Origin of the sequence: Butyricicoccus sp. Marseille-Q5471 (assembly GCF_951230135.1) — a bacterium.
Classification (GTDB): Bacteria; Bacillota; Clostridia; order Oscillospirales; family Butyricicoccaceae; genus Agathobaculum.
Genome location: NZ_CATNVC010000036.1, coordinates 1 through 1,943, shown reverse-complemented (window position 1 = coordinate 1,943; position 1,943 = coordinate 1). Strand labels below are relative to the sequence as shown.

The window sequence follows — 1,943 nt, the reverse complement described above, 5'->3', positions numbered from 1 at the left end:
ACATGAGCTGCGGCTCCCTCCTGATAAGGCGTTCAATGAAGAAGGGGTGAGGGACAATGAGTGAAGAATACATCCTGGAAATGCATGATATTGTCAAGGAATTTCCGGGCGTGCGCGCACTCAAGGGCGTGCAACTCAAGGTGCGCCCGGGTACGGTGCACACGCTGATGGGCGAAAACGGCGCGGGCAAATCCACGCTGATGAAGTGCCTGATCGGTATCCATCCGCCAACGAGCGGCAAAATTCTGTTCAAGGGCAAGGAAATCCAGTTCAAAACCACGCTGGAAGCAATGAATTCCGGTATTTCGATGATCCATCAGGAGTTGTCGCCCGTGCCGGAGCGCAGCGTGTGCGACAATGTCTGGCTCGGCCGCGAGCCGAGAAAGGGTCTCATCGTCGATCATAAGAAGATGAAAAAGGACTGCGTCGAGCTGTTCCGCAAGCTGAACCTCGACCTGGATCCCGATGAGAAAATGGGCAACCTGACCGTCGCCAAGATGCAGATGGTCGAAATCGCCAAGGCGGTTTCCTACGAGTCGCAGATTGTCATTATGGATGAGCCGACTTCGGCGCTGACGGAGACCGAAGTGGAGCATCTGTTTAAAATCATCGAGGACTTGAAGAAGAAAAACGTAGCCATCATTTATATTTCGCATAAAATGGATGAGATTTTCCGCATTTCGGACGATATCACCGTCTACCGTGACGGCGAGTACATCGCAACCGATCGCGCGGAAAACCTCAATGTAGATAAGCTGATTCAGCTCATGGTCGGCCGCGAGGTCGGCGCGATGTTCCCCAAGGTGGAGTGTGCAATCGGCGAAACCGTGCTCAAGGTCGAGAACCTCTCGTCCGGCCGCGCGGTCAAAAATGTGTCATTCGAGCTGCACCGCGGCGAGATTCTCGGCTTTGCAGGTCTGGTCGGCGCGGGACGCACCGAAACGGTGGAAACCATCTTCGGCATGCGCCACAAGACGAGCGGCAAGGTGTACAAGGACGGCAAAGAGCTGCAAATCAAGAGCCCGGAGCAGGCGATTCGTAACAAAATCGCGCTGCTGACCGAGGACAGACGTGGCAACGGCATCGTCGGCCTGCTGAGCATCAAGGAAAACACGGTGCTGGCGAGCCTCAAGTCCTACGGTTTCCCGCTCAACCACGCCAAAATGCGCACGGATACCGATGAGTACATCAAAAAACTGAACACCAAGACCCCTTCGATGGACACGCCCATCAAGAACCTTTCGGGCGGCAACCAACAGAAGGTGCTGGTCGGACGCTGGCTGCTGACCGATCCGGATGTGCTGATTGTCGACGAGCCGACGCGCGGCATTGATGTTGGCGCGAAAGCGGAAATTCATTCGCTGATTACCAAGCTTGCGGGCGAGGGCAAGGCAATTATTATGATATCCAGCGAGCTGCCCGAGGTCATGGGCATGGCCGACCGCATCCTCGTGATGCACGAGGGTGAAATGACGGGCATCATCGACCGCAAGGACGCGACGAGCGAACTGATTATGCAGTACGCGACGGGCGACGTGCCGCAGGGCTGACAGAAAGGGGAAGAAAAGCATGGAAAAGAGATTCGATGCAAAGAAATTCATGTCCCAGAACGGTATTTGGGGCGTGCTGATTGTACTGGTTATTTTTATGGCCGCAATGACGGGCGGCAACTTCATCTCTCCCGGCAACATTGAAACACTGTTCACGGGCGAAGCAATCAAGGGCATTCTGGCGTTCGGCGTCATGTTCGCCATCCTGTCCAAGGGCATTGATCTGGGTCCCGGCGCGGTGGTCGCACTGGTATCGGTCGTGTGCGCATCACTTGCGCAGAATGCGGACGCAACCAATCGTCTGCTCGGCGCGGGCAACCCGCTGCCGGCTCCGGTCGTCGCACTGATCGGCATCGGAATTGGCGCACTGGTCGGCGCAATCGTGGGCGCGAT

1 protein-coding gene and 1 pseudogene are annotated in these 1,943 nt (G+C 56.2%); both read left to right on the top strand.

Annotation, left to right across the window (positions count from 1 at the left end; genetic code table 11):
- Positions 1–56 precede the first annotated feature (56 nt).
- Positions 57–1,550 carry a sugar ABC transporter ATP-binding protein gene (locus tag QOX26_RS14260; protein ID WP_283675631.1) on the top strand — a complete coding sequence of 498 codons (1,494 nt, stop codon included), beginning with the start codon at positions 57–59 and terminating at the stop codon, positions 1,548–1,550.
- Between the two features lie 19 nt (positions 1,551–1,569).
- A pseudogene (locus QOX26_RS14255) lies at positions 1,570–1,943 on the top strand (ABC transporter permease subunit); the annotation flags it as partial.

Excerpts from the sequence above, each read along its gene's own strand:
- QOX26_RS14260 (WP_283675631.1), top strand. The coding sequence starts at position 57 with ATGAGTGAAGAATACATCCTGGAAATGCATGATATTGTCAAGGAATTT.